This is a genomic window from Janthinobacterium sp. BJB301 (assembly GCF_002735685.1).
Lineage (GTDB): Bacteria > Pseudomonadota > Gammaproteobacteria > Burkholderiales > Burkholderiaceae_D > Janthinobacterium > Janthinobacterium lividum.
The window spans coordinates 407810-434535 of record NZ_PDZJ01000001.1 but is presented as its reverse complement, the minus strand read 5'-3'; the positions used below and the strand labels follow the sequence as shown (position 1 = coordinate 434535).

Annotated in this window: 19 protein-coding genes; 4 read left to right on the top strand and 15 right to left on the bottom strand. The window is 63.2% G+C overall.

All coding sequences use genetic code 11. The annotated features are described in order from the left end of the window. Positions 1–67: 67 nt before the first annotated feature. The 7 genes from phoR to pstS form a co-directional block, all read right to left on the bottom strand. Positions 68–1384 (bottom strand): phosphate regulon sensor histidine kinase PhoR, encoded by a 1317-nt coding sequence (phoR, locus tag CSQ91_RS02000; protein WP_034778134.1) that lies wholly within the window; start codon positions 1382–1384, stop codon positions 68–70. An 11-nt stretch (positions 1385–1395) separates the two neighbouring features. Beyond that, entirely contained in the window at positions 1396–2085 is a 690-nt protein-coding gene (locus tag CSQ91_RS01995) for a response regulator (RefSeq protein WP_034755074.1), read from the bottom strand. Positions 2086–2090: 5 nt separating this feature from the next. Continuing rightward, entirely contained in the window at positions 2091–2801 is a 711-nt protein-coding gene (gene phoU / locus CSQ91_RS01990; protein WP_034778131.1) for a phosphate signaling complex protein PhoU, read from the bottom strand. Between the two features lie 47 nt (positions 2802–2848). Then, positions 2849–3631 carry a phosphate ABC transporter ATP-binding protein PstB gene (pstB, locus tag CSQ91_RS01985; RefSeq protein ID WP_010396817.1) on the bottom strand — a complete coding sequence of 261 codons (783 nt, stop codon included), beginning with the start codon at positions 3629–3631 and terminating at the stop codon, positions 2849–2851. Positions 3632–3669: 38 nt separating this feature from the next. Beyond that, a complete protein-coding gene (pstA, locus tag CSQ91_RS01980) occupies positions 3670–4557 on the bottom strand; it encodes a phosphate ABC transporter permease PstA (RefSeq protein ID WP_099387220.1) in 888 nt (295 codons plus the stop codon). After that, a complete protein-coding gene (gene pstC / locus CSQ91_RS01975) occupies positions 4554–5525 on the bottom strand; it encodes a phosphate ABC transporter permease subunit PstC (RefSeq protein WP_225240714.1) in 972 nt (323 codons plus the stop codon). Before pstC ends, pstA begins: the two co-directional genes overlap by 4 nt. Positions 5526–5748: 223 nt before the next feature. Further along, positions 5749–6783, bottom strand: coding sequence for a phosphate ABC transporter substrate-binding protein PstS (gene pstS, locus CSQ91_RS01970; RefSeq protein WP_371933509.1), 1035 nt, complete (start codon positions 6781–6783; stop codon positions 5749–5751). Between the two features lie 286 nt (positions 6784–7069). Here pstS and ppk1 point away from each other — a divergent pair, with 286 nt between their 5' ends. The 3 genes from ppk1 to CSQ91_RS29115 all read left to right on the top strand — a co-directional run bounded on the left by ppk1 (position 7070) and on the right by CSQ91_RS29115 (position 9946). Continuing rightward, a complete protein-coding gene (gene ppk1, locus CSQ91_RS01965) occupies positions 7070–9163 on the top strand; it encodes a polyphosphate kinase 1 (RefSeq protein WP_099387219.1) in 2094 nt (697 codons plus the stop codon). Between the two features lie 26 nt (positions 9164–9189). Continuing rightward, complete coding sequence (sixA, locus tag CSQ91_RS01960; protein ID WP_070254143.1) at positions 9190–9648, top strand: phosphohistidine phosphatase SixA; 459 nt, start codon at positions 9190–9192, stop codon at positions 9646–9648. Positions 9649–9820: 172 nt separating this feature from the next. Further along, positions 9821–9946 (top strand): hypothetical protein, encoded by a 126-nt coding sequence (locus tag CSQ91_RS29115; protein ID WP_254926692.1) that lies wholly within the window; start codon positions 9821–9823, stop codon positions 9944–9946. 83 nt (positions 9947–10029) lie between these two features. Here the strand turns inward: CSQ91_RS29115 and CSQ91_RS01955 are convergent, their stop codons facing one another. The 8 genes from CSQ91_RS01955 to CSQ91_RS01920 form a co-directional block, all read right to left on the bottom strand. Further along, positions 10030–11145, bottom strand: a complete 1116-nt coding sequence (locus CSQ91_RS01955) for a polyamine ABC transporter substrate-binding protein (protein WP_034778116.1) — start codon at positions 11143–11145, stop codon at positions 10030–10032. A 161-nt stretch (positions 11146–11306) separates the two neighbouring features. After that, positions 11307–13913 carry an ATP-dependent chaperone ClpB gene (gene clpB / locus CSQ91_RS01950; protein WP_070254148.1) on the bottom strand — a complete coding sequence of 869 codons (2607 nt, stop codon included), beginning with the start codon at positions 13911–13913 and terminating at the stop codon, positions 11307–11309. Positions 13914–14034: 121 nt separating this feature from the next. Beyond that, positions 14035–14508, bottom strand: coding sequence for a molybdopterin synthase catalytic subunit MoaE (gene moaE, locus CSQ91_RS01945; RefSeq protein ID WP_034778112.1), 474 nt, complete (start codon positions 14506–14508; stop codon positions 14035–14037). Next, positions 14505–17117 carry a DUF349 domain-containing protein gene (locus CSQ91_RS01940; protein WP_257217192.1) on the bottom strand — a complete coding sequence of 871 codons (2613 nt, stop codon included), beginning with the start codon at positions 17115–17117 and terminating at the stop codon, positions 14505–14507. Before CSQ91_RS01940 ends, moaE begins: the two co-directional genes overlap by 4 nt. A gap of 161 nt (positions 17118–17278) precedes the next feature. After that, positions 17279–17935, bottom strand: a complete 657-nt coding sequence (locus CSQ91_RS01935; RefSeq protein WP_143450919.1) for a hypothetical protein — start codon at positions 17933–17935, stop codon at positions 17279–17281. Between the two features lie 116 nt (positions 17936–18051). Then, on the bottom strand, positions 18052–20718 hold the full coding sequence (locus CSQ91_RS01930) for a bifunctional acetate--CoA ligase family protein/GNAT family N-acetyltransferase (RefSeq protein WP_180278314.1): 2667 nt from the start codon (positions 20716–20718) through the stop codon (positions 18052–18054). A 111-nt stretch (positions 20719–20829) separates the two neighbouring features. Beyond that, complete coding sequence (locus CSQ91_RS01925; protein ID WP_099387217.1) at positions 20830–21822, bottom strand: DUF2804 domain-containing protein; 993 nt, start codon at positions 21820–21822, stop codon at positions 20830–20832. Next, positions 21819–23096 (bottom strand): winged helix-turn-helix domain-containing protein, encoded by a 1278-nt coding sequence (locus tag CSQ91_RS01920; RefSeq protein ID WP_257217191.1) that lies wholly within the window; start codon positions 23094–23096, stop codon positions 21819–21821. Before CSQ91_RS01920 ends, CSQ91_RS01925 begins: the two co-directional genes overlap by 4 nt. Positions 23097–23503: 407 nt before the next feature. Between CSQ91_RS01920 and CSQ91_RS01915 the strand changes: the two genes are divergently transcribed. Next, entirely contained in the window at positions 23504–26719 is a 3216-nt protein-coding gene (locus tag CSQ91_RS01915; RefSeq protein WP_099387216.1) for a di-heme oxidoredictase family protein, read from the top strand. Positions 26720–26726: the final 7 nt, after the last annotated feature.

Sequence of the window (26726 nt, the reverse complement as noted above, 5' to 3'; positions counted from 1 at the left end):
TAACGACTTATGCCATCCTTGCACTAGTCGCACGGGTAACAGGGAGGGGATGCTCCCCTCCCCCGGCCTACTTGACCAGCAGCTCGCCCTGCAGCGGCGTGACGACGGATTTGGGCATGCTGACGATAAAGCTGCTGCCCTTGTCGGCCACGGACTGGATGGCCAAGGTGCCGCCGTGGCGCAGCAGCACGTGCTTGACGATGGCCAGGCCCAGGCCCGTGCCCTGGGTTTCGCGCGACCGGCTCTTGTCGACGCGGTAGAAACGTTCCGTCAGACGCGAGATATGTTCCTGGCTGATGCCGATGCCCGTATCTTGCGCGATGAATTGCGGCCCGGCCGGGCCATCCTGCCAGCGCAGGGTGATGGTGCCGCCGGCCGGCGTGTAGCGCACGGCGTTCGAAGCCAGGTTGCCAAACGCGCTGTACAGCTCGTCATAACTGCCCAGCACATCGGGACCGTTGCATTCCATCGTCACTTCATGCTTGCCCGCCGACAAGCCCTTGGCGTCGCGCAAGACTTGCTGCATGAGCTTTTTGATATCCACGGGCTCGGGGCGCAGCGGATAGTCGACCGATTCCAGGCGCGACAGGGTCAGCATATCCTCGATCAGATGCTGCATGCGGTGGCCCTGCTCCGTCATCAGCTTGAGGTGGGCGGCGCGCGTGGCGGCGTCCAGGTCCAGCTCGGCGGAAGCGATTTCCAGGAAGCCCACGATGACCGTCAGCGGCGTGCGCAGTTCGTGCGAGGCGTTGGCGATGAAGTCGCGGCGCATCATTTCGATGCGTTCCGTCTCCGTCACGTCGTGCGTGACGAGGATCTGGCGGCGGTTTTCGAACGGAATGATCTGCACGATCAGCTTGCGGTTGCGGAAGGTGATCGTCAGCGGCTGGTCGTAGCGGCCCAGGATGATGTAATCCATGAACTCGGGGCTGCGGATCAGGTTCGTCACGCGCATGCCCTTGTCGCGCTCGTGCGTGAGACCCAGATGCTTCTCGGCGGCCGGGTTGCACCATTCGAGGAACAGCACGTCATCCATGATGACGACGCCGTCCGGCAGCAGGTGCATGGCCTGGCGGAAACGCGCCAGCCATTCCGTCAGCTCGGCCTGGTTTTTCTCGTCGTCGCGGCGCATGCGGTACAGGCGCGCGAAGATGCTGGTCCAGGCGCCCCAGCCGTCGGGCAGCTTGGCGCTTTGCGGATTGTCCAGCCAATTACTCAGCTGGAACAGATACGACAGCTGCACGAACACCATCATGGCCATCAGCACGAAGGCGATGCCCAGCGCATACGTGGCGCCAAACAGATACCAGACGACGGCTACGCCCAGCAGCGCCAGCACCATGCGCAAGGCGGCCGGTACCCAGAACAGCAATTTCGGATTCATAGAGGCCAGCTTTACTTTTCAGACAACATGTAGCCGACGCTGCGCACCGTCTTGATCAGGCTTTCCGCCTCCTTCAAGGCTTTGCGCAAGCGCAATACGTGGACATCGACCGTGCGTTCCTCGATCACCACATGGTCGCCCCACACCTTGTCGAGCAGCTGGCTGCGCGAAAACACGCGCTCCGGATGGGCCAGCAGGAATTTCAGCAGCTTGTATTCGGCATGGCCGATATCGATCTTCTGTTCATCCATCATCACCGTGCAGCTGACGGGGTCCAGTGCCACGTTGCCGGCGCGCATGGGCGCCTGCGCGTGTTCCGGGCTCTTGCGTCGCAACAGCGCCTTGGCGCGGGCCAGCAGCTCGCGCGGCGAGAACGGCTTGGTGACGTAATCGTCGGCCCCGCTGTTCAAGCCGGCCAGCTTGTCTTCTTCCATGCTCTTGGCGGTGAGCATGATGACGGGGATGGCGGCGAAATTGCGGTCGGCGCGGATGCGCGACAGCAGGCGCAAGCCCGTCTGATCCGGCAGCATCCAGTCCAGCAGGATCAGATGCGGCGTGCGGTGCTGGATGAATTCCCAGGCATCGGCGACATTTTGTACAGAACAGCAATTCCAGCCGGATTCGCGCAGCGAATAGGTCACCAGTTCAACGATGGCCGGCTCATCTTCAACAATCAATACCGTGGTTTTATCAGATGCCATAAAGCTTACTCAGGGAGCTCCTCGGAAATGGCGGGAGCAGCCACCTTGGTGTGGCGGATGTCCTTGCCTTCAACCACGTAAATCACGTATTCGGCGATGTTTTTCGCATGGTCGCCGATCCGTTCGATGGCCTTGGCCACCCACAGGGTATCGAGCGCCGCCGAAATCGTGCGCGGGTCTTCCATCATAAAGGTGATCAAGTTGCGCATGATAGACCGAAACTCATGGTCGATGATGGCATCTTGTGCAATTAATTGTAAAGCCTGCTTGCCATCGTTGCGCGCGAATGCGTCCAGCGCGTCGTGCAGCATGTCGGTGGCCGTGTTGGCGATGCCGCGCACCATCTCGTAGTGGTTGACGACGCCGTTGCCGCGCTTGTGCAGATTCTTCGCCACGCGGGCGATTTTCGTCGCTTCGTCGCCTACTCGCTCGAGGTCGGTAATCACCTTGATGGTGGCCATGATGGTGCGCAAGTCGTTGGCGGCCGGCTGGCGGCGCACGATCAGGTGGCTGCAGGCGTCGTCCAGCGACACTTCCAGCTGATTGACGACGTCGTCTTCGCGCATCACGCGGTCGGCCCGCTCCGGGTTGCCGATGCGAAAGCACGTCATCGCGTCGAGGAACTGGGTTTCAACGATGCCGCCCATCAGGAGCACTTTCGAGCGGATCGCTTCGAGTTCGTTGTCGTATTGCTTGGATGAATGTTCGCCTATCATGCTGTCTCTCCGTATTCAGTTGTCTTGTAGTCGCTATGCGGGATGGATCAGCCGAAGCGGCCCGTGATGTAATCCTGCGTTTCCTTGCGGGCCGGATTCATGAAGATCTGGTCCGTTTCGCCGAATTCCACCAGCTCGCCCAGGTACATATAGGCCGTGTAGTCGGAGCAGCGCGCCGCCTGCTGCATATTGTGCGTCACGATGGCGATCGTGTAATCCTGTTTCAGTTCGCTGATCAGCTCTTCCACTTTAGAGGTCGAGATCGGGTCCAGCGCCGAGGTCGGCTCATCGAGCAGCAAGACGTCCGGTTTCACGGCCACGCCGCGCGCGATGCACAAACGCTGCTGCTGGCCGCCCGACAGCGACAGGCCGCTCTTGCTCAGCTTATCCTTGACTTCGCCCCACAGCGCAGCCTTTTTCAGGGCCCACTCGACGCGCTCGTCCATCTCGCCCTTCGACAGGTCTTCATACAGGCGCACGCCAAAGGCGATGTTGTCGTACACGGACATGGGGAACGGTGTCGGCTTCTGGAACACCATGCCGACCTTGGCGCGCAGCATGTTGACGTCCTGGTCGGCGTCGAGCACGTTGCGGCCGCGGTACAGGATCGAGCCTTCCGCGCGCTGGCCCGGATACAGGTCGTACATGCGGTTCAGGGTGCGCAGCAGGGTCGACTTGCCGCAACCGGACGGGCCGATGAAAGCCGTGACTTTCTTTTCGTGGATGTCCAGGTTGACGTTATGCAAGCTTTGCGTTTTGCCGTAAAAAAAGTTCAGGCCCGAAATCTCGATGGTCTTTTTCTTTGGTGCCAGGTCTTGGGCTGGATTCATTTGCGTATTCATATGGGTTCGCTTCGCTCGGTATCTGTTTAATTAGGGACTTTTTGGCTGAACACGGTGCGCGACAGGATATTCAAGGCCAGCACGCTGAAGGTGATCAGCAGTGCGCCGCCCCATGCCAGCGAACGCCAGTTGTCGTACGGGCTCATCGCAAACGATGCGATGACGGACGGCAAGTTGGCCATCGGCGCATTCATGTTGAAGCTTTGGAACTGGTTATTCAGGGCCGTGAACAGCAGCGGTGCCGTTTCGCCGGCGATGCGGGCCAATGCCAGCAGTACGCCGGTGATGACGCCGGCCTTGACGGCGCGCAAGCGCACCAGGGTAGCGACCTTCCAGCGCGGCGCGCCGAGGGCAAACGCGGCTTCCAGCAGGCTGTTCGGCACCAGACGCAGCATATTGTCCGTCGTGCGCACGACCACCGGCACGGCGATCAGGGACAGCGCGATGGCGCCCGCATAGCCGGAGAAGTGCTTGACGTGGGCCACATACAGAGCATACACGAACAGGCCGATGACGATCGATGGCGCCGACAGCATGATGTCCGTCACAAAGCGCGTCACTTGCGCCAGCTTGTTTTCTTCGCCGTATTCGGCCAGGTAAATGCCGGCCAGGATGCCGATCGGGGTGCTGACGACGGTGGCCAGGCCCACCATCAGGGCGCTGCCGACGATGGCATTGATCAGGCCGCCGCCTTCGCTGCCGGGAGCCGGCGTCGTTTGCGTGAACAGGTCGACGGACAAGGCGCCGAAACCCTTGATCACCAGGGTGAACAGGATCCACACGAGCACGGCCAGGCCCAAGGCCATGGCGGCCACCGACAGGGCGATGCCGATGCGGTGCATCAACAGGCGCTTGCGGTAGACAGGGTTCATGGCCGGCTTGACCGGAACGTCGAGAGTGCTTACTTGGCTCATTTCGTGCCTTCCTTGCGGGACATGCCAGCCAGCATCAGCTTGGCGGCGGATAAGACGATAAAGGTGATGACAAACAGGATCAGGGCCAGCGAGAACAGCGAGGCCACGTGCAGCTCGGATTGCGCTTCGCCGAATTCATTGGCCAGCAAGGAGGTGATGCTGTTACCGGCGGCAAACAGCGACCACGACAGTTTATTCGCGTTGCCGATGACGAAGGTGACGGCCATGGTCTCGCCCAGTGCGCGGCCCAGGCCCAGCATGACGCCGCCGACGACGCCGGTCTTGGTGTATGGCAAGACGATCTTGCGTACGACTTCCCAGCGCGTGCAGCCCAGGCCATATGCGGATTCCTTCAGCACGGCAGGGACGATCTCGAACACGTCGCGCATCACGGAAGCGATGAAGGGGATGATCATGATGGCCAGCACCAGGCCGGCCGTCAGCAAACCGATGCCCATCATGGGGCCGCTGAACAGCTGGCCGATGACGGGCACGTTGCCGAGGGTGGCTTTCAGGATAGGCTGGACGTGGTCGGCAAACAGGGGCGCAAACACGAACAGGCCCCAGATGCCGTAGATGATCGATGGCACGCCGGCCAGCAATTCGACAGCCGTGCCCAGCGGGCGGCGCAGCCAGGCCGGGCAGATTTCCGTGAGGAACAGGGCAATGCCGAAGCTGACGGGAAAGGCGATCAGCAAGGCGATAACCGAGGTCACCAGGGTGCCGATGATGGGGATCAGGGCGCCGTACTGGTCATTGACGGGGTCCCATTCCGCGGACACGATGAAATGCAGGCCGAAGGTCTTGAAGGCCGGTATCGATTCCATGATCAGCGAAATGATGATGCCGACCAGGACGATCAGCACCGACAGGGCGAACAGCATCGTCACCTTGTGGAACATGAAATCCTGGAAGCGCTGCTTGCGCATGGTGGAAAGCATTTGCGCGTGACTGATGGAATCGGTCATGGTGCCGCCTGGCATGGGGATCGTGGAGGAGGTAGATTGTGCGCTCATATTGTGCCAGATGTGGGTGGTACTGCCGGTGTCGCTATTTTGAACTCTTGTTTTATTGTTGCTTCTTTAGCCAGGACCGCCTGCAAGGGCTTGCGGGCGGTCCTGGCTAACTCCCTGCCCCCGCCGTGCTGCTGGCGGGGACAAGGATGGATATTGCTGTATTCAGACTATCGGATTAGTAGATCGACTTGCCCGATGCGTCTTTCAGGTTGGCTTTCCACGACTCCTGCACCAGTTTCACGACCGATGCCGGCATCGGCACGTAGTCCAGTTCGACGGCAGCAGGGCCGCCGTTTTTGTAGGCCCAGTCGAAGAATTTCAGGACTTCTTTTGCCTTGCCTGCGTCAGCCTGGACTTTATGCATCAGGATGAACGACACGCCGGTGATAGGCCAGCTGTTCTTGCCAGCCTGGTCGGTCAGGACCACGCCGAAGCCTGGGGTTTGCGTCCAAGGTGCCGAAGCGGCTGCTGCCTTGAAGTTTTCGTCGTCAGGCTGCAGGAAGTTGCCATCCTTGTTTTGCAGCTGGGTGTGCGACATCTTGTTTTTCTTGGCGTAAGCCCACTCGACGTAGCCGATCGAACCCTTGATACGCTGTACGTTGGCGGCGACGCCTTCGTTACCCTTGCCGCCCACGCCCACGGCCCATTTCACAGCCGAGCCAGCGCCGATTTTCGATTTGAATTCCGGGTTGGTTTTCGACAGGAAGTCGGTGAACAGGAACGAGGTGCCCGAACCGTCGGCGCGGTGCACCACGGTGATTTCCGTGTCCGGCAGCTTGACGCCACTGTTCAGCGCGGCGATTTCAGGAGCGCTCCACTTGGTGATCTTGCCCAGGTAGATGTCGCCAACGACTTTACCCGTCATTTTCAGCTGACCTGGGGTCACGCCGTCCAGGTTGACGATGGTGACCACGCCGCCCATGATGGCCGGGAACTGCATCAGGCCCGCTTCTTCCAGCTCTTCTGCCTTCAAAGGCATGTCCGAGGCGCCGAATTCAACAGTCTTGGCCTTGATTTGCTTGATGCCAGCGCCGGAACCGACGGACTGGTAGTTCAGGCCGTTGCCCGTGTTGGCTTTGTACGTCTCAGCCCATTTGGCGTAGATCGGGTACGGGAAGGTTGCGCCAGCACCTGTCATATCTGCCGCCATGACGGAAGCGGAAGAAAATGCCATCGCTGCCGAAGCACCCACGACGATAAATTTGAACATTTGCTTCATTTGCATATCAAGTCCTCAGGGTTGTTAGGGCTCAAAGTCCCGGTTGAATGCTGCGCAGTCTAGCAAGCGAATATGACAGCTTTATGACATGGGTAAAAATTCCTGAAATAATTGGCTACGCCCGGAGAAATGCCATTTTCGGCGTGAAAAATGACAGCGCGGGCGACGCTTTATGACAGCTTATGTCACGCTTACGTCATATTTCATGATTACACTCACAACGCGTCATACATGATGAAATACGGCTAGAATTAACTATCTGCAAAGACAAAAGAATATGAAACCTGAACTGCACACGGAAGTGACCAAATCGGGCATCCTGCTTGACCGCGAGCTGTCGCAACTGACTTTCAACCGGCGCGTGATGGCCCAGGCGGAAGATCCGAACATTCCGCTGCTCGAGCGCCTGCGCTACCTGTGCATCGTCAGCAGTAACATGGATGAGTTCTTCGAGGTGCGCGTGGCCAGCCTGCTGGCGGCCGGCAGCATCGGCGGTTCGCTGGCGGGCCACCCTGCCCTGGCTGCCAACCTGGAGCGTATCGGCAAGGAATGCCATGCGCTGGTGGAACGCCAGTACGAGATATTGAATAACGACGTCTTGCCGGCCCTGCGCGAAGCGGGCGTGCATTTGCTGCGCGACAGCGACCGCAACGAGGCGCAGCGCGCGTGGGTCAAGCAATACTTCGACCGCGAAGTGCGCCCCCTGCTGACGCCGATCGGCCTCGACCCGGCCCACCCATTCCCACAAGTGGTCAATAAAAGTCTCAATTTCATCGTCTCGCTGAGCGGCAAGGATGCGTTCGGCCGCGGCACGGCGATCGCCATCGTCAAGGCGCCCCGCGTCTTGCCACGCGTCATCAAGCTGCCGGACGAGATTTCCGGCGATGGCGTGTCTTTCTGTTTATTATCGTCCGTTATCCACGCGCACATCTCGGACCTGTTCGCCGGGCGCGAAGTGATCGCCTATTCGCAATTCCGCGTCACGCGCGACAGCGACCTGTGGGTCGATGAGGACGAAGTCAAGAACCTGCGCCAGGCCTTGAAGGGCGAGCTGGTGGGGCGCCAGTTCGGCACCTCCGTGCGCCTGGAGGTGGCGCGCAATTGCCCACCAGAATTGTCGCAATTCCTGCTCGACCAGTTCAGCCTGGATCAAAGCCGCCTCTACCGTGTCAACGGCCCCGTGAACCTGGTGCGCCTGTCGGAAATGATCGACCACGTCAAGCAGCCGGAGCTGCGCTTTCCGCCGTTTTTCCCCGGTCTGGCCCATAAGGCCATCGGCAACGACATCTTTGCCGCCCTGACCAAGCACGACATCTTGCTGCACCACCCCTACCAGTCGTTCCAGACGGTGATCGACTTCATCCGCAGCGCCGCCTACGATCCCTCCGTCGTGGCCATCAAGCAGACGATCTACCGCACGGGCATGAACTCGGACCTGATGGAGTCGCTGATCACGGCGGCGAAGATGGGCAAGGAGGTGACCGTCATCGTGGAATTGATGGCGCGCTTCGACGAAGAAGCCAATATCAACTGGGCCGACAAGCTGGAACAGGCCGGCGCGCAAGTCGTGTACGGCGTCGTGGGACTGAAGACCCATGCGAAGGTGGCGCTCGTCATCCGCCGCGAAGAAGGCTCCTTGCGCTTCTACGCCCACCTGGGCACCGGCAACTACCACCCCACCACCACCAAGCTGTACACGGATTTTGGCTTGCTGACGGCGAACCAGGACCTGGCAGTGGAAGTGAACGAAGTCTTCATCCACCTGACCAGCCTGACCAAGCCGCACAACCTGAACCATTTGTGGCTGGCGCCGTTCGGCCTGCAAAGCGAGATCATCAAGGCGATCCGCAACGAGGCGAAGATTGCCCGTTCGGGCCGGCGCGGGCGCATCATCGTGAAAGTCAACGCACTGGTCGACGAATCCGTGATCCGCGCCCTGTATGCGGCCTCGACCGATGGCGTGAAGATCGACCTGATCGTGCGCGGCGCCTGCACCCTGAAGCCGGGCGTGCCTGGCCTGTCGGAAAACATCAAGGTGCGCTCCGTGATCGGCCGCTTCCTCGAACACAGCCGCATTTACTACTTCCGCAACGACCTGGCGCACGATGTCTACCTGGCCAGCGCCGACTGGATGAGCCGCAACCTGTTCCGCCGCGTGGAAGTGGCCTTCCCAGTACTGGACCGGGCGCTGAAACGGCGCGTGATCGCCGAGGGCCTGAATCCATATTTGAAGGATAATACAAATGCATGGGAACTGGAGCCGACGGGCCACTATGCGCGCCGCAAGCCACGCGGCAAGCAAATGCCGTTCAGCGCCCAGCAATACCTGATGCACACACTGGGCACGCCGGGCGCGGAGGTCGGCGAATAGGCAATTTCAACACAGAGGAGCACAACATGGATCTCATCTTGTGGCGACACGCAGAAGCCGAGCCGGGCGTTCCCGATCTCGAACGCGCCCTGACCGTCAAAGGGCAGAAACAGGCGCGCCGCATGGGCGAATGGCTCGCTTCGCAATTGCCGGAAAACTGCCGCATCCTCGTCAGCCCCGCCCTGCGCACCCTGCAAACGGCCGAAGCGCTGGGCCGCAAGTTCAAACTGATGCCGGAACTGGCGCCCGGCGCCGAGGCGGAAGATATCCTCAAGGCGGCCAACTGGCCCGGCGGCAAGGAAACCGTGCTCATCGTCGGCCACCAGCCCACCCTGGGCCAGGCGGCCGCCCTGCTGCTGACGGGAGAAGAACAGGAATGGGAACTGCGCAAGGCCAGCGCATGGTGGTTTTCCCAGCGCGAACCGGGCGATCCGATCAGCGTCTATTTAAAAGCCGTGATGGCGCATGACCTGGTAGTGAAATGAAGGAAATGCGCAAAAAGTGCGCTGGGACAAATACTAGCAGGAATTACAACTCGGCAGCCTTGTAAAGCGCTGCCGATCTGCTAGAGTTTAATTGCATCAACTACGTGTTGGAGCACTGCTCTCGCACATTGAGCAACCCAGCGGACAGCCGTCCAACGGCGGCTGAAAGACCATGTTAACCTTCCTCGTTTTTCTCTTCATCGCCATCTTCGCCGCCATCATCGGCTTCGTCGCCTTTGAACTGATCGAAGAAATGCGCGGCAGTCACCACAAGCTGATGGACCGCTACCACGAGTAGTGTTCACCTCGGCAATATCGCATGGCGCCAGCGACGGCCTACAGGCCCGTCCCTCGCGCCATCCTTGTTTTTACGCTCGTACTTTAAACTCCCGTCTTGAACTTCGTATAGATGCGCGTCATCAAGCGGCGGATATCGGCCGTGGTCGCTTCCGGTGCGGCCATGCGCTGCTTGTCGGCGTCCGACAGGAAGATGGCCTTATTCTCGCCGATGTCCTTGCGTACATACTTGATGCTGGCCGGATTCGGATTCGCGTAAAACACCTTGTTGCTCAGGCTGGCATGCACTTGCGGGCGCAAAATGTAGTTGATGAACAGGTGCGCATTGGTCGGATGCGGCGCGTCGGCCGGGATGGCCATGGTGTCGAACATCAGGGCGGCCGTCTTCGGCACCAGCACCTGGATCACATTGCCGTTCTTCGCATCGATGGCGCGCTGACGCGCGATATTGATGTCGCCCGACCAGCCCAGCGCCACGCAGACGGAACCGTTGGCCATGTCATTGATGTAGCCGGACGAGCTGAACAGGGTCACGTAGGGGCGGATGGCCTGCAGCACCTTGCCCGCTTCCTGGTAATCGGCGGCCGCTTTCGAATAGGCGGGCTTGCCCAGGTATTGCAGGGCGGCCGGCAGCACTTCCGACGGCGAGTCGAGGAAGGACACGCCGCAGGACTTCAGCTTCGCCGCGTATTTCGGGTCGAAGATCAGGTCCCAGGCATTGTCCGGCATGGGCATGCCGCCCAGCGCGGCCTTGACCTTGTTGACGTTGATGCCCACCGTCGTGTAGCCCCACAGCCAGTCGACCAGGTAATCGTTGTTCGGGTCGATCTTCGACAGCTTGGCCTGCAGGTTCGGGTCCAGGTTGCCCAAATTCGTCAGCTTGCTCTTGTCGAGTTTACGCAGCAAGCCCGCATCGATCTGCAGGCGCGCCCACTGGGCCGTCGGCACGACGATGTCGTAGCCGGACTTGCCCGCCACCAGTTTTGCATTGAGGATTTCGTTATTGTCGAAAACGTCGTAGCGTACCTTGATGCCCGTTTCCTTCTCAAAATTCTTGATCGTATCGTCGCCGATATAGTCCGACCAGTTATAGATGTTCAGGACTTTTTCTTCCTGGGCGTGCGCAGGCAATGCCAGCACGGCTGCCGCCAAGGTCAATCCCACTCCAATGCGCCGCCCTGCTTGCCATGTGTTTGCCATCGTACCGCCTCCGGAATTAGTCAGAAAATAGTGCCGATGATAGCAAGAAGGGCGCGATCAGGTCTAGCCTGATCGCGCCCTTGCTAAGATTCAACCCAAAAGCAAAGACCGGGGTCGGACCCTCAGGATCCGACCCCAGCCTTTCGCCGCTGGGGTCAACATTACACCTTGTCCAGCCCCACCTGCGCCCCCGTAAATACCAGGTTGCCGTTCTGGGCGTCGATGCGGATCTCGTCTTTCGGGCCAAACTTGCCTTCCAGGATCAGCTTCGACAGCGGATTTTCGATCTGCTGCTGGATCGCCCGCTTCAGCGGACGGGCGCCATATACCGGGTCGTAACCCGCTTCGGCGATTTGCTGCAAGGCCGCGTCCGTCAGACTCAGCTGCATGTCCATGCGCGCCAGACGCTCTTCGAGTATCTTCAGCTGGATCTTCGCGATCGCGCCGATGTTTTTCTCGTCGAGGCCGTGGAACACGACGATTTCGTCGATACGGTTGACGAACTCGGGACGGAAGTGCGAGCGTACCTCGGCCATCACGGCCAGCTTCACGACACCGGGATCATCGCTTTCCATGGCCTGGATCTTATGCGAACCCAGGTTCGAGGTCATGATGATGACGGTATTCTTGAAGTCCACCGTGCGGCCCTGGCCATCCGTCATGCGTCCATCGTCGAGCACTTGCAGCAGCACGTTGAAGACGTCGGCATGCGCCTTTTCCACTTCGTCGAGCAGGATCACGCTGTACGGCTTGCGGCGCACGGCTTCCGTCAGGTAGCCGCCCTCGTCGTAGCCCACGTAGCCGGGCGGCGCGCCGATCAAGCGGGCCACGGAATGCTTCTCCATGAACTCGCTCATGTCGATGCGGATCATCGATTCTTCCGTATCGAACAGGAAGGTGGCCAGCGCCTTGCTCAGCTCGGTCTTGCCCACGCCCGTCGGCCCCAGGAACATGAAGGAACCATACGGACGGTTCGGGTCGCTCAAGCCGGCGCGCGAACGGCGGATGGCGTCAGCCACGGCCGTGATCGCTTCATCCTGGCCCACGACGCGCTCATGCAGCTTCTCTTCGATGTGCAGCAGCTTGTCGCGCTCGCCCTGCATCATGCGCGACACGGGAATGCCCGTCGCGCGCGACACCACTTCGGCGATTTCCTCGGCGCCCACCTCCGTGCGCAGCAGCTTCGGCTGGTCGGGATCGAGTTTCGGGATTCCGCTGTCAGCCTGCTTGAGCTGGGCTTCCAGCTGCGGCAGCTTGCCGTATTGCAGCTCCGACACTTTCTGCCAATTGCTCTCGCGCGTGGCCTGCTCCATCTGCAGCTTGACTTGCTCGATCTCTTCCTTGATGTGCGTGCTGCCTTGCACCACGGCTTTTTCCGCCTTCAGGATTTCCTCGAAGTCGTTGTATTCGCGCTGCAGCTTGACGATTTCTTCCTCGATCAGGCCCAGGCGGCGCAACGATGCTTCGTCCTTTTCCTTCTTGACGGCTTCGCGCTCGATCTTCAGCTGGATCAAACGGCGTTCCAGCTTGTCCATCACTTCCGGCTTCGAGTCGATCTCGATCTTGATCTTCGCCGCCGCTTCATCGATCAGGTCGATCGCCTTGTCGGGCAGGAAGCGGTCCGTGATGTAGCGGTGCGACAGCTCGGCGGCGGCGATGATGGCCGCGTCCGTGATTTCCACCTTGTGATGCAGCGCGTATTTGTCCTGCAAGCCGCGCAGGATGGCGATCGTCGCCTCCACGGTCGGCTCGTCGACGAGCACTTTCTGGAAGCGGCGTTCCAGCGCGGCATCCTTCTCGATGTACTTGCGGTACTCGTCGAGGGTGGTCGCGCCCACGCAGTGCAGCTCGCCGCGCGCCAGCGCCGGTTTCAGCATATTGCCGGCGTCCATCGCGCCCTCGGCCTTGCCCGCGCCCACCATGGTGTGCATCTCGTCGATGAAGACGATGGTTTGCCCTTCATCCATGGCCAGTTCCTTCAGCACGGATTTCAGGCGTTCCTCGAATTCGCCGCGGAATTTCGCACCGGCCAGCAAGGCAGCCATGTCCAGCGACAGTACGCGCTTGCCTTTCAGCGATTCCGGCACTTCGCCATTGACGATGCGCTGCGCCAGGCCTTCGACGATGGCCGTCTTGCCCACGCCCGGTTCACCGATCAGCACGGGATTGTTCTTGCTGCGGCGCTGCAGGATCTGGATGGTGCGGCGGATTTCATCGTCGCGGCCGATGACAGGGTCGAGCTTGCCCTTGCGCGCACGCTCCGTCAGGTCCAGCGTGTATTTTTTCAGGGCTTCGCGCTGGCCTTCGGCCTCTTGCGAATCGACCTTGTTGCCGCCGCGCACGGCGTCGATGGCCGCTTCCAGGGCCTTGCGGGTCAGGCCGTTTTCGCGCGCCAGTTTGCCGCAGTCGGACTTGTCGTCCGTCATGGCCAGCAAGACCATTTCGCTGGACACGAACTGGTCGCCCGCCTTTTGCGATTCCTTGTCGGCCAGATTCAGCAAGGCCACGAATTCGCGGCTGACCTGCACGTCGCCGCCCGTGCCCGATACCTTCGGCAAGCGTTCGATGGACGCGCCCAGGGCCTTGGACAGGCCGCCCACGTTGACGCCGGCCCGCTGCAAGAGCGAACGGGCGCCGCCGTCGTCCTGGTTCAACAGGGCCGTCAGCAGGTGGACTGGTTCGATATAGGGGTTGTCGTTGCCCACGGCCAAGCTTTGCGCATCGGCCAGGGCTTCCTGTAATTTGGTAGTGAGTTTGTCTTGTCGCATGAAAAGCGCTCCCGGTTAATTAGTTGTTAACCAAATTGGGGTGAGGCAGTACTTTTCAAGCATACACAAAGCAGAAAACCGCTGCATTTGGGCAAATGCTAGCGTGCGCGACAGATACGATTCAAATGGTGCTTGCTTTTACAGTCCACTTGTCCAGCGCCGTCTCGTCGCTGTCGCGCGCATCGACCCAGCGCGCCCCTTCGGGCGTGTCTTCCTTCTTCCAGAACGGCGCTTCCGTCTTCAGGTAGTCGATGATGAACTCGCAGGCGGCAAAGGCCTCGCCCCGGTGGGCGGACGAGACCGCCACCAGCACGATCTGCTCCTGCGGCAGCAAGGGGCCCACGCGGTGGATCACCAGCGCACCGGACAAGGGCCAGCGGCCGCGCGCCTGCTCGACGATGGCCTCGATGGATTTCTCCGTCATGCCCGGATAGTGCTCGAGCTCCATGGCGGCCACGTCCAGTCCCTCGTTCATGTCGCGCACCGTGCCGACAAAGCCGACGACGGCACCCACCTTGGGGTTGCCTGCACGCAATTGTGCGATTTCTTGACTCAAGTCAAAATCGGCGTGCTGGACGCGGACACTGGTACTCATTTGGCATGCCCTCCGATACGGCGCAGCAGGGTTTCGATGCGGCTGGCCGTGCGCGCATCGGTGGCGGCGGGAATCGCACACAGCTGCATCAGCTGCGACACTTGCGTGAGCGGCTTCTGGCCCGATTTCAGCGACGATTGCAGCACTTCCACCTGCATCTTCAGGCGGTCGCGGGCAAATTCGGCGCCGCTGTCGACGCCGGCGACGATTTCCAGGCGCAAGACTTCCTCGAGCAAGCGGGCCTCGTTGGCCTGCAATTGCTGCGCGTAGGCGGCGGCGCCCTCGCCCAGCGCGGCCTGGGCGGCGGCAAAGCGCTGCTGCAGGCTGCGTTCGTATTGCGTGTCGAGCGGCGGCAAGGCGCCCCAGCGTTCGGTCCAGGCAGCCGCATCAGTGCCGGCATCGCCCTCGGCCAGCGTAGCTTCCAGCGCCTGCACCAGGCGCAGCTTGTCGCGCAAGGCGTTGGCCTGCGCCGCGCCGGCGCGCTCGGCGATGGCGTCCGCTTGCGCTTGCACGCCAGCCACGGCCGCGTGGTAGCGCTGCTCGATCTTCGCTTCGCTGGCGCGCGGCACGGGACCGCTAGCGTTCCAGGCGGCGCGCGTGTCGCGCAGCAAGTGATTGATGAAGGCCGTGCGGGACTTGTCGTCGCCCTCCGGCACGACGGCCGTTTCCAGCGCGGCGCACAGCGCTTCGCGCGCATGCAGGTGTTCGCGGCGCTCGTGATCGGCCGCGTGGGCCGTTTCCTTGCGCTTGGCGAAGATATCGTCGCAGGCGGCGCGGAAGCGCTGCCACAGCGCCTGTTCCGCGCGGCGTTCCAGCGGCAGGGCTTTCGCCAGTTCCTGCCATTTATCCTGTAAGGCTTTGAGCATGTCGACCGTATTGCGCTCCGATGGCTTGAGCAAGCCCACTTCGACGATCAATTGTTCGCGGCGCGCCGTCTCGATCTGGCGCTGCGTGTCCAGCGGCTTCGACAGGGCGTCCAGCGCGGCGCCGAACTCCGTATCCAGGCGTTTCTTTTCCTTGCGGTCGATGGTGCCCAGGCGCGTCCACGCCTGGCGCAGGCGCTGCGAGGCGGAAGCGACGTGTTTCCAGTCGGTACTCTCTTCGGCCGCCAGGGCCGCCGTTTCCGCGATCAGTTCCTGGGCCTTCGCCGCATTGCCGTGGCGCTCTTCGGCCAATTGCTTGAAATGCTGGGCCGCCGGCGCGTACGCGAGGCTGCAGGCCGCGTCAAAACGTTCCCACAGGGATTTCGGAGCCGGGCCGGACAGGGTGTCGAGCGACTTCCAGCGCTCGCGCAGGCTGCCCACTTTCTTGGCCAGCTCTGCCATTGGGAGTTCTTGCGCCGGCAATTCCTCGCCCGCTTTGACCAGCTCCTCGCGCGAGACGTTGCCGCCCCAGCGCGCCCAGTCGGCCAGGCGCTTGAACTCACCGCGTACGTGGGCCAGGCGGTCCGCCTGGGCAGGCGTCAGCCGGCCGTGCTTGCTATCGCGCAAGGTCTTGTCATGCTCGGAAGCCACGTGCAACAAGCCATCCTGCAGCGCCGCTTCCATGGCGTCGAGTACTTTAAAGAATTGCTCCGTCGCTTCTTTCGACACGGGCGCGTGTTCCTGGCGCGGCTTGCGCGGCGCTGGGTCGGCATGGGCCGCTGCGGCCTCTGGCGTTGCCGCCTGCACGGGCGCCGGCGCGCTGGCCAGCACGGCCGCAAATTGCTGCTGCAGGCTGTCGGACAAGGGCGACTCGGGCAGGCGCGGCAGGGCTTGCCACGCACGCTTCAGGGTATCCACGTCGAGCGTGGCGGCGTCCTGCGCCTGCCATTCGGCCAGCGCGGCCTGGCGCGCATCGAACACGGCTTGGTGCTGCTGCAGGGCTTGCAAGGCGGATTGCGCCTGTTCGCGCGCCTGGCTGAAATCGTTTTCCAGGTGTTTCGGCAAGGAAGCGCGCTCGGGCGATTGCGCATGCTGCGCATGTTCCGCATCCAGACGGGCCAGCGCCTGCGCCAGGTCGCCGGCGGACTGGCCATTGCTGGCCAGCGCGCGCGCGGCGGCGACGGCATCGATCACGGCGCGCTGCAGTACCACTTGCGCTTCCAGGCGGGCGGCCAGGGCGGCGCGCGCGCCGGTGAAGGCGGTCGCCAGTTCCGGCGTGGCCTTGATGACTTGCCATTGGCGATCCAGCTCGGCGACCTGGTTCGGGCTCAGCTTGTCATCGTTCAACAGGCGCTGGGCCGTGTCGATGCTGGCCTGGGCGCGCTGCGTCTCGGCGGCCTGGTGGCGGATCAGGTCGATGCGACCCTGCATCAGCTTGGCCACGCGGCGGTCCGTGTTGCGCATGGCCTGGTGGACTTTTTCCAGCAGGGGCAAGGCATGGACGTGTTCGGCCGCGATCAATCGGGCATCGGCAAATTCGCTGGACAGGATGAATTCTAAGGCGGCGGCTTCGTCGCCGGCCACGGCATGGGCACGCGCAACCTGTTCGGCGCGGCGCGATGCGCTCTGCGCCGAGGCGGCGGCCTGTTCTGCCACGACAGGATCGGGGACGGCAGTCTTGCTGGCAGAACGCTTGAAGAGAAATTCGAACATGACGGGTTTCGCGTGGATCAAAACCACCATCATAACAAAGCCCGGGGTATTGCATCGGACAGGGCTGAACAAGTTATCAAATGAATAAAGCGAATCTTTTCCCTGGATTTTCCCCTATGGCGGCGCGCCAGTCAGCATCACAAAAACGCCCCTCCGGCGGACGCCGCCCGGCGGGGTGTGCGCTCGCTACCCGTTCAAGCCTGCGCGCGCAGCGGCGGTGGCGGCACGGCAGGCGCGGACTGTGCGCCATCCGCTGCCGTTTCAGCGCTGTCGCCGGCTGCCGGCAAGGGTGCTGGCAAAGGCGCTGGCAAAACAAAGGGCAGCACTTGCGCCTTGCCACGGCGCGCTTCCTGCGCGCGCGCATCGTGGGCGAGGAACTGGTAGGCGATGGCAAACCACGCTTCGCCAACGATGACCTTGCGCGCCAGGGCGAACAGTTCGCGCTCTTCTTTTTCCAGGCGCTGCAGCAAGGCTGCGCAAAAGGCGTCGATGGCCGCGCACAGCTGCTCGGCCTGCAATTCGGAATGGTCGATGGCGGCGCCCGCGCGCTGCTGCACGACATTGATGCTTTCCAGCGCCGCGTGGTTCAAACCGTTGATTTCATTCAACAAACCATCGGCATGCGGCGCGGCCTGGCGGATGGCGGGGATCAGATACATCTCCACCTTGCGCCAGTAGCCCCCCTGGTACAGCCGGTTCAGCCAGTCGCCCGCGTACTGCAGCTGCGCCAGGCTGAGCTGTCTCTGGTGGCGCAGCTGCACATGCATGCATTTCTGAAAAGCCAACAAACTCATGCGGATGCTGGCCTGTTCCACCGACAGGGAAACCAATATATATGTTGCCGTAAGCATGCACTCACTCCCGAAAACGCGCTGGATATGTCATCCTGGAAGTGAAAGTGTAAAGACTACCGACAGGGACGGGTTTGATCCTGCACAAACCCGCGGCTGGCCAGCCGCGCTTTCTTTTACGGCGCGCGCAGGCCGATATGCAGATTGACGACGCCAGGCTCTTCCGACGGCGTGACTTCGCCGCCGAAACTTTTCACCAGCCGCTGCATGCCCTTGTTGCGCGCCATCGCCTCGCCCACCAGCGCCTCCGTGCCCCGGCTGCGGAAGTAGTCGACGAGCTTTTCAAACAGGATGTGTCCCAGTCCCTTGCCCTTCAGGGCCGAGCGCACGGCGATGGCGAAGTCGGCATGGATATTGTCCGGGTCGGCCACGGCGCGCACCACGCCCAGGGTTTCCGGCTTGCCGTCCGGTCCCGTGTGCGTGGCGATGAAGGCCATGGCGCGGTCGTAATCGATCTGCGTCAGGCGCGCCAGCTGCGACACGGGCAATTCGCGCATGGACGTGAAAAAGCGCAGGCGCACGTCGTCCGGGTCCAGCGCGTGGAACAGGTCCATGTGCTGCGGCGCGTCCTCGGGGCGGATGGGGCGCAGCAGGATCGGCTGATCCATCCACGTCACCTGCTCTTCCAGCTCCTGCGGATACGGGCGGATGGCCAGGCGGTCGCGCTTCTGGCCCGGCTGCAGGCGGATGCGCGCGTCGAGGGCGATCACGCCATCCGCGTCGGCCACCAGCGGGTTGATGTCGAGTTCGGCCAGCTCGCCGATGTCGGCCACCAGTTCGGCCACCTGGATCAGGGTGTAGCAGATGGCGTCGATGTCGGCCGGCGGCTGGTTGCGGTAGCCGGCCAGCAGTTTCGACACGCGCGTGCGCGCCAGCATGTCGCGCGCCAGCACCATGTTCAGCGGCGGCAGGCCGATGGCGTGGTCGGCCGTCACCTCCACGGCGATGCCGCCCTGCCCCACCAATATCACGGGGCCGAAGGCGGCGTCCGTCGTCACGCCGACGATCAATTCATGCGATTGCGGCCGGCGCGCCATCTGCTGCACCGTAAAGCCGTCGATCAGCGCGTCGGGGCGCATGCGGCGCACGCGCTTGAGCATGGCGGCGGCGGCCGTGCGCAGGATGTCGGGCGTATCGAGGTCGAGCGCCACGCCGCCCACGTCGGATTTGTGGGCGATGTCGGGCGAGTGGATTTTCAGCGCGACGGGATAGCCGATGTCGGCCGCCACGGCCAGCGCCTCTTCCACGTCGGCCGCCATGCGCGTGGTGGCGACGGGAATGCCGTAGGCGGCCAGGATTTCCTTCGAGCGGCATTCGCCCAGCACCGTCTGCCCGGCCGCCAGCGCGGCGGCGACGATTTCGCGCACGCGCGCGCGGCGCGGCGTGGCCGACATGGGCAGCTGCGCCGGCACCTGCATCAGGGTTTCCTGGTTGCGCCGGTATTGCACGATCTGCATGAAGCCATGCACGGCTTTTTCCGGCGTGTCGTAGGTGGGAATGCCGGCCCGGTTGAAGACCTGGCGCGCGGGCGCCACGGTGGTGCCGCCCAACAGGCACGACAGCACCGTGCGCGAGGTGGCCTTGATCAGCGGCGTGACGGCTTCGGCGATGTCGATCGACGAGACCATGGCCGTGGGCGCGTGCAGCAGCAGCAAGGCGTCCGCCTGCGGCTCGTCGAGCAGCGGCTTGATGGCGTCGGCATAGCGCTGCACGGCCGCGTCGCCGGGCAAGCCCACCGGGTTGTCGTGCGACCAGCCGCGTGGCAGCGCCTTTTCCAGCGCGATGACGGTATCGGCCGACAGCTCGGCCAGCTTGCCGCCGCTGCTCACCAGCGCATCGGTGGCCATCACGCCCAGGCCGCCGCCATTGCACAGGATCGCCAGGCGCTCGCCGCGCTGGGAACGGATATGCGTGAGCGTTTCCACGGCGTCGAAGAGCTCTTCGGCCGAATACACGCGCAGCATGCCGGCGCGGCGGATGGCCGCGTCGTACACGGCGTCGGAGCCGGCCAGCGCACCCGTATGCCAGGCCGCCATGGCAGCGCCTTCCGCCTCGCGCCCCGCTTTCAGGACGATGACGGGCTTGCTGCGCGCGGCCGCCCGCGCCGCCGACATGAATTTGCGCGCCGCCTGGATGTCTTCCATATACAGCAGGATGGCGGCCGTGTCGATGTCGCCGGCCAGGTAGTCGAGCAGGTCGCCGAAATCGATATCGTAGCTGGCGCCGAGCGAAATGAACTTGGAAAAGCCCACGCCGTGCGCGTTGGCCCAGTCGAGCACGCCCGACACCAGCGCGCCCGACTGCGACACGAAGGCGATCTTGCCGCTGGTGGCGCCGACATGGGCGAAGCTGGCGTTCAAGCCCAGTTTCGGCACGAGCAGGCCCATGCTGTTGGGGCCCAGTATGCGCAGCAGGTGCGGTTTTGCCGCCTTCAGCATGGCCAGGCGCAGCGACTGCTCGCGCACGGGGTCAAGGCCGGACGTCATGACGATGGCCGCGCGCGTGCCCAGCGCGCCCAGTTCGCGGATCAGTGCCGTGATGGTGGCGGGCGGCGTGCAGATGATGGCCAGGTCCGGCGCCTTGGGCAAGTGCGCCAGCCTGCGGTAGCATTTCAGGCCCATCAGCTCGTCGTACTTGGGATTGACGGGCCAAATCTCTCCCTGGTAGCCGCCGCCCAGCAGGTTGTACAGGGCGATGGCGCCCAGCTTGCGTTCGCGCGCCGTGGCGCCGATCAGGGCCACCGAGGCCGGCTTGAACAGCTTGTCGAGATTACGGATACTCATGTTCTGGCCTCATGGATTGCCGGAATGGCTTACTTGGTAACGCCCCAGTGTATAGGATGCCTTGCCAAAAAAACTTGACCTTGTCGCGCGTTTCGCAAAAAAACAGTGCGCCTACCAGCGCGAGCGGTGGCTTTCCGTTACCCCGGCCAGCTGCGCCACGATGCGCTTGGGAGACTCCGCGCTGGTGCGCACCCAGCCGCTGAAAGTGCCGATCGGCTGGATGTAGCGGCTGGCGGCGATCCACAGGTTTTTATCCTCGCGCCGCGCGCCTTCCGGCTTGAAGTGCAGGTCCAGCAGATCGTCGTCCGTCCATACATGCCACGGCGCCAGCGGATTGTCGGGATTGAAGTCGAAATGCGCGCGGCCCAGCGGATACAGCTGGCCATCGAGCCACAGCGCGTTTTCATGCGCGCCGAAATAACCAGCCTGCAGGTTGAAACCCAGGTCCAGGCTGTGCGCCGAGGCCCAGCGCCATTCCGTCTCGCGCGCCAGCAAGCCGTTCGAATAATCGAAGCTGGCCACGCCGTCGTCCAAGCTGTAGCCCATGGCGCCGCAACGCACCGTGCCCCACAAGGGCAAGCCGCCCGACTTTTGCGTGGCGTGCACGCTGCCGCCCTCGCCCACGGGTCCCACGGCCAGCAAGGTGGGCGCCACGGGCGGGCCGAATTCCGCATCGATGCCGAAATGGCCGCAATCGAGCCGCAATCGGTAGCGCTGCTGCGGCTGGGCTTCGATGCTGATTTTTTGCGAGAAAAACCGGAAACGGCTGCTGGCGCCCGCATGCGGCGCCACGGACGCGCACAGGCCGGGAATGCCATCCTGCGAAAAGCTTGCCACGATCTTGCCCTTGTGGCGGTCGAAGGCATACGCGAAGGCCGTGCTGGTCCAGCCCAGGTCGACGATGGCCACGCCGCAGAACAGGGTCGGCGTGGACAGGGCCACATAGTGCCAGCGCTTGTGGTGGAACAGGCGCCAGAGGGCGCCGCGAGCGTGCGGCGGCGCCAGCGCCACCCAGTCGAAGGCGCTCAATTGGCCCGTGTAGCGGCCAAAGCAGGGAACGCCATCGGCGTCGAGCAGCTGGGGAGGAGCCGGCGGCAGCATCATGCGGCCCGCCTTGCGGCAGCGCCGCCGTCGTGCAGGGCCTCGGCCAGCTGCACACCGAAAGCCGCCGGCTGCGCCTGGACGATCTCGACCTGCGGGCAGGCATGCCAGAGCGCCAGCCGCTGCACGGCGCCAGCCACGTCCTGCACCAGGCGGGAGCTGAGGCGCACGCCCTCTTCCAGCACCAGCGACTTGATCTCGAAGCGCCCCTGCGCGCGGTGCGCCTTGGCGTCCAGGCGCCCCACCAGCGCGCCGCGCCGCAAGATCGGCAGGGTGAAGTAACCATACCGGCGTTTTTCAGCGGGCGTATAGCATTCGAGCCGGTAGTCAAAGCCGAACAATTCCAGCGCGCGGCGCCGATCCCACACGACGGGATCGAACGGCGACAAGATCGTCGTCAGGCTGGGCGCCAGCTTGCCCGCAGCCGCTGCGCGCAGCAAGTCCCCATGCTCGGCATGCACGTACACGGCGTCAATCCAGCCCTCGACCGTGCAGCGCAGCAGCGCGCCCTCGTCCACCAGCGCCTGCAGATCGTGCGCCAGGCTGGCGCGCGCTTGTTTGGTGCGGAAGTAGTCGCTGATCCAGCTGGCCCGCGCCAGGCCCAGCGCCTTCACGCTGGCCAGCAGCAGGCGCCGGCGCACCTGCTCTTCGGGCGGCAGCAAGCCATCGTGCCAGCCCGGCAAAACGCGTTCGGCCAGGTCGTAATAGCGCTGGAAATTGTGGCGCTTGGCGATCATCAGCACGCCCGAGGTAAACAAGACCTCAAGCGAGCGCTTTTCCGGCTTCCAGCTCCACCAGCCGCCCGCCTGGCCATCCGTGCGCTCGAAATCGGCGGAGCGCGCGGCGCCGTTGGCGCGGATATGTTCGAGCACCGAGGCCACGGCCTCGCCCTGCTCGGCCATCCATTTGACGGAGTATTTCCAGCCCATGGCGGCCGGGTCCAGCATGCGGTGGCGGTACAAACCATAGTCTTCGATGGGCACGAAGCAGGCTTCATGCGCCCAGTATTCGAACAGCGCGCCCTCGGCCAGCAATTGCTCCAGCCACGGCTGCGGATAGTCGCCCAGCCGGCTCCACAACACCAGATACGGGCTGCGCGCCACCACGTGGATGGTGTCGATCTGCAGCACGCCCATCTGCCGCACGGCGGCCAGCACATCGGCCTTGACGGCTTTCCTGCGGCGCGCCTGCAGCAAGCCCTGCGCGGCCAGGTGCAAGGCGCGCGCGGCGGGCAGCGAGAGCGGCGGGAGTATCGGTATGGCGGGCGGAATCGGCAAGGTCAGTTCTTCCTCAAAAAAGGGGGCGCGCAGTCGGCAGGCATTTCAGGAAGATACCGCATTCCCGTCGCGCGCCACGCATTTCTTGCTGAATTTTATTCATGCTATCGCCCATTATTATTCATCTTGCGCACCAGCATAGTGCAAAAAACCCGGGCGACATGAACAGTTGATGACAAGTCCACGAGACCGCTTGACATGCCTCATGCGCTTCTATAACTTAAGAAAATTATTGCCATACGGCAATTAAAACTGCTCCCCCCATCTTTGCCGCCATGTCCTTCCTTGCCGCCCCCCGGCCGCAAGGCGCTGCCGTGACGGTGGACCATGCGCAACACCATCGACGGGGATGCGGAGACGTCCAGTCTGACCAATCTTGCATAATCAATAAAAACAAGGAAGATAGCATGCACACATCCCTGCTTCGGCCCCGGCAGCACCCGGCCGGCTTTATCCACTTTTCCAGGCGGCGCTTGCCGCTGGCCCTGGCCCTGCTGCTGGCCGCGTGCGGCGGCGGTGGCGGCGACAACCCGGCCACGCCCTCCACGGCGCAGCGCCTGCTGGCGCAAACGTCGGCGGAAACGGCGCTGACGCCCGTCGCCGCCACGGCCAGCTCGGCGGAACGGGGCGACCTGTCGGCCAGCGCCGCCATCGACCGCAACGACAGCACGCGCTGGGGCAGCGGCTTTACGGACAACGAATATCTGACCCTCGATTTCGGCACCTCGCAGCGCATTACCCGCGTACATATCGCCTGGGAAAACGCGCACGCCAGCGCCTACCTGCTGCAGGTATCGGACGACAATACGCACTGGACCACCATCCAGAACGTCAGCGACAGCAAGGGGGGCATCGAGGACGTCACGGGGTTCGACGCGCAAGGACGCTACCTGCGCATGCAGGGCATCAAACGCGCAGGCCAATACGGCTACTCCATCTTTGAAATCCAGGCATTTTCGGGTACGCCCGTGCTGCCGCCCGTGACGCCGCCCGTCACCGAACCGCCCCCGGTCACCATCGATCCGGGCCAGCCTGGCGTGGATATCCGCCCCGTGGCCGCCACTTCCTCGCCCGTGGAAAACAACGGCATGTCGGCCGCCATGGCGATCGACGGCAAGACGGGCACACGCTGGGCCAGCAAGTTCGAGGACGGCGCCTGGATCCAGTTCGACTTCGGCGCGAAGACGCCCGTCGGCTACATGAAACTGCAGTGGGAAAACGCATACGGCAAGCAGTACGCGCTGCAGGTCTCCGACGATGGCCAGAAATGGTCGCAAGTGCGCTACGTGACGAATGGCCACGGCGGCACCGAGGAATTCTTCAACCTGGGCATCAATGCCCGCTACATCCGCCTGCAGGGCGTGGCGCGCGCCACGCAGTATGGCTACTCGCTGCTGGAAGTGGGCTTCAAGACGCCGGGCAGTGACAACAGCCTGCCGTCGACTGCGACGTCGGCGCTGAAATTCCCCGCCAACGGCACCGGCTGGACACCGCTGCCGGCCGCCGCCCAGCCGCTGGAAAGCCTGCAATTCACCCTGGCAGACGGCACCCTGGTGACGCGCTTCGGCGCGCGCGGCCTGGCGCGCCATGGCCGCGAACGGGGCGAGGAATGGAATGAAATCGGCTACGGCCCGAATGAAACGGTCGATCCCGTCACGGGCCTGCCGCAAGACAAGGGGCCGGGTAATTACCTCACTTTCGTGCCGCAATACTTCAAGAACCGCACCTGGGGCGTGGAAATCATCGACAACAGCAAGGTACGCGGCGTTACCAAGCCCACGCTGATCGTCAACCAGTACACCACCGTCGATTTTCTGTCCGGCAGCGTGGCCTTCTTCCGCGGTTTCGACCGTCCCGGCGTGACGGGCTACGGTTGGATGTCGCCCGGCGAACTGGTGGACCGCAATGTCCCCGTCTGCAAGCCGACGGCCTACCCGGCCAACGACAGGCTGACGAACGCCAACGGCATCAATGGCGCCTGCACACTGCTGATCAAGGAGTACCCGGGCCATGGCGGCCTCGATGCCGGCGGCATGCCGAATGGCACGGACGTCAAGGCGCGCGCGCTGACGGCGGGCGACATCATCGAAGTGTCGCCATCGATGTTTTCCACCACCGCCTCGATGGCGTCGAAAGGCGATGCCGGCGGCATTCGCTACTACTCGTACGAATGGACGTATGTGGTGGGCGCGGGACTGCGGCCCTGGTATGGCGTGCAGCCGCGCCTCAATTCCGTGCCACTGCCGGAGGAAACGCTCTCCGGCGGCCTCGGTTCCGTGTCGTATAACTACTCGGACAACGCCCTGTTCATGTTCCAGCAGCCGCACAACAATATCGGCATGCAGAACATGCAGCGCTTCGTCGAGGGCCGGCGCCTGGTGCATACCAACTTCACCACCGGCGAGCATAACGAAGGCGGCAACGACCGTTACGCGCCCGCCGTCGGCCTGCAGGGACAGCGCTACGGACAGTCGGCCTGCATCGCCTGCCACGTCAACAATGGCCGCAGCCCCGCGCCGATGGCCCTGAACCAGCGCCTCGACACGATGGCCGTGCGCGTCGCCAGCATCAATGCGGCGGGGCAGCAGGTGCCGCACCCGCAATACGGCACCGCGATCCAGATGAATGCCGTCTCGCCTTCCGGCGTGCCGCAAAACTGGGGCAACGGCGTCAGCGTGGGCGGTTTCACGACGAGCAAGACCACCCTGGCCGACGGCACGCAGGTCGAACTGCGCAAGCCGACGCTGGCCTTCGAAGGCCCCGTGCCGCAAGTCGTTTCGCTGCGCGCGGCGCCGCCCATGATCGGCGCGGGCTTGCTGGAAGCCGTGCCGGAAGCCGACATCCTGGCGCGCGCCCGCAGCACGCCGGATGCCGACGGCGTCAAGGGCCTGCCCAACTATGTATATGAACCAGAGACGGGCGCCGTGCGCGTGGGCCGCTTCGGCTGGAAGGCCTCGAAAGCCACCTTGCGCCACCAGGCCGCCGACGCGCTGCTGCTGGACATGGCCGTCACTTCGCCCGTGTACCGCAACCGCGCCTGCATGGCGGGGCCGGTAGCCTGTGCGGCGGGCGGCGCCCAGCCAGGCATCTCGGAAGCGGACCTGCAATCGATCACGCAATACCTGGCCCTGGTGGCCGTGCCGGCCCAGCGCAGCATCGCCAGCGGTTTCCCGAAAGGCGTGGCGCCGATCGAGGAGCTCAAGGTCGACCCGCAGCAGGTTTCCGCCGGCTCGAAGCTGTTCCAGGGCATGCGCTGCGCTGCCTGCCACACGGTGGAAATGAAGACGGGCGCGGGACATTTGTTTGCGGAACTGCGCAACCAGACCATCCGTCCGTACACCGACCTGCTGCTGCACGACATGGGTCCCGAGTTGGCCGATACCTTCACGGAAGGCCAGGCGCAAGGCAGCATGTGGCGCACGGCACCGCTGTGGGGCATCGGCTACACGGAAAAAGTCATGGGCAATGGCGGCAAGGCGGGCTACCTGCATGACGGCCGCGCGCGCAGCCTGACGGAAGCGATCTTGTGGCACGGCGGCGAAGGGACAAAAGCGCGCCAGCGTTTCGAGAACCTGTCGAAGACGGACCGCGACGCGCTGCTGGCGTTCCTGAAGTCGCTGTAAAGTCGGC

Excerpts from the sequence above, each read along its gene's own strand:
- phoR (WP_034778134.1), bottom strand. The coding sequence starts at position 1,384 with ATGAATCCGAAATTGCTGTTCTGGGTACCGGCCGCCTTGCGCATGGTG.
- CSQ91_RS01995 (WP_034755074.1), bottom strand. The coding sequence starts at position 2,085 with ATGGCATCTGATAAAACCACGGTATTGATTGTTGAAGATGAGCCGGCC.
- phoU (WP_034778131.1), bottom strand. The coding sequence starts at position 2,801 with ATGATAGGCGAACATTCATCCAAGCAATACGACAACGAACTCGAAGCG.
- pstB (WP_010396817.1), bottom strand. The coding sequence starts at position 3,631 with ATGAATCCAGCCCAAGACCTGGCACCAAAGAAAAAGACCATCGAGATT.
- pstA (WP_099387220.1), bottom strand. The coding sequence starts at position 4,557 with ATGAGCCAAGTAAGCACTCTCGACGTTCCGGTCAAGCCGGCCATGAAC.
- pstC (WP_225240714.1), bottom strand. The coding sequence starts at position 5,525 with ATGACCGATTCCATCAGTCACGCGCAAATGCTTTCCACCATGCGCAAG.
- pstS (WP_371933509.1), bottom strand. The coding sequence starts at position 6,783 with ATGTTCAAATTTATCGTCGTGGGTGCTTCGGCAGCGATGGCATTTTCT.
- ppk1 (WP_099387219.1), top strand. The coding sequence starts at position 7,070 with ATGAAACCTGAACTGCACACGGAAGTGACCAAATCGGGCATCCTGCTT.
- sixA (WP_070254143.1), top strand. The coding sequence starts at position 9,190 with ATGGATCTCATCTTGTGGCGACACGCAGAAGCCGAGCCGGGCGTTCCC.
- CSQ91_RS29115 (WP_254926692.1), top strand. The coding sequence starts at position 9,821 with ATGTTAACCTTCCTCGTTTTTCTCTTCATCGCCATCTTCGCCGCCATC.
- CSQ91_RS01955 (WP_034778116.1), bottom strand. The coding sequence starts at position 11,145 with ATGGCAAACACATGGCAAGCAGGGCGGCGCATTGGAGTGGGATTGACC.
- clpB (WP_070254148.1), bottom strand. The coding sequence starts at position 13,913 with ATGCGACAAGACAAACTCACTACCAAATTACAGGAAGCCCTGGCCGAT.
- moaE (WP_034778112.1), bottom strand. The coding sequence starts at position 14,508 with ATGAGTACCAGTGTCCGCGTCCAGCACGCCGATTTTGACTTGAGTCAA.
- CSQ91_RS01940 (WP_257217192.1), bottom strand. The coding sequence starts at position 17,117 with ATGATGGTGGTTTTGATCCACGCGAAACCCGTCATGTTCGAATTTCTC.
- CSQ91_RS01935 (WP_143450919.1), bottom strand. The coding sequence starts at position 17,935 with ATGCTTACGGCAACATATATATTGGTTTCCCTGTCGGTGGAACAGGCC.
- CSQ91_RS01930 (WP_180278314.1), bottom strand. The coding sequence starts at position 20,718 with ATGAGTATCCGTAATCTCGACAAGCTGTTCAAGCCGGCCTCGGTGGCC.
- CSQ91_RS01925 (WP_099387217.1), bottom strand. The coding sequence starts at position 21,822 with ATGATGCTGCCGCCGGCTCCTCCCCAGCTGCTCGACGCCGATGGCGTT.
- CSQ91_RS01915 (WP_099387216.1), top strand. The coding sequence starts at position 23,504 with ATGCACACATCCCTGCTTCGGCCCCGGCAGCACCCGGCCGGCTTTATC.